This window comes from Vibrio aquaticus (genome assembly GCF_003970385.1).
Taxonomy (GTDB): Bacteria; Pseudomonadota; Gammaproteobacteria; order Enterobacterales; family Vibrionaceae; genus Vibrio; species Vibrio aquaticus.
On sequence record NZ_RXZH01000057.1, the window covers coordinates 1 to 759 of the forward strand.

Below are 759 nucleotides of genomic sequence, written 5' to 3' on the forward strand. Positions count from 1 at the left end.
GACTTGTGAAGTACAGCAATTATTAGGAAATAATCGAGTTAGAGCTGTAGCTATGAGTGCGACAGAGGGTTTAAAGAGAGGAATGGACGTGGTTGATATGGGAAATCCTCTAAGTGTTCCAGTCGGCGGAGCGACTCTAGGACGAATTTTCAACGTGCTTGGGGAACCCGTTGATAATTTAGGTCCTGTCGATACTCGCACAACATCTCCTATCCATAAATCCGCGCCTGCTTTTATAGAATTAGATACAAAATTATCGATTTTTGAAACAGGAATTAAAGTAGTAGATCTTTTGGCCCCTTATCGTCGTGGGGGAAAAATTGGACTATTCGGTGGGGCTGGCGTGGGTAAAACAGTACTAATTATGGAATTGATCAACAACATTGCTAAAGCTCATGGTGGTGTATCCGTATTTGGTGGAGTAGGCGAACGGACTCGTGAAGGAAATGATCTTTACATGGAAATGAAAGAATCTGGAGTCATTAATGAACAAAATCTTGCGGAATCMAAAGTRGCYCTAGTYTAYGGYCAGATGAATGAACCGCCRGGAGCTCGTATGAGAGTTGGTYTGACTGCCCTAACTATGGCGGAATATTTCCGAGATGTTAATGAACAAGACGTACTTCTATTTATCGACAATATCTTCCGTTTCGTACAAGCAGGATCCGAAGTATCTGCCTTATTGGGTAGGATGCCTTCCGCCGTGGGTTATCAACCCACCCTCAGTACCGAAATGGGTACTTTACAAGAAAGAATTAC

At 43.0% G+C, this 759-nt stretch carries 1 pseudogene; it reads left to right on the forward strand.

The features are described 5' to 3' along the window. Positions 1-759: pseudogene (locus EJ063_RS21845) on the forward strand (F0F1 ATP synthase subunit beta); the annotation flags it as partial.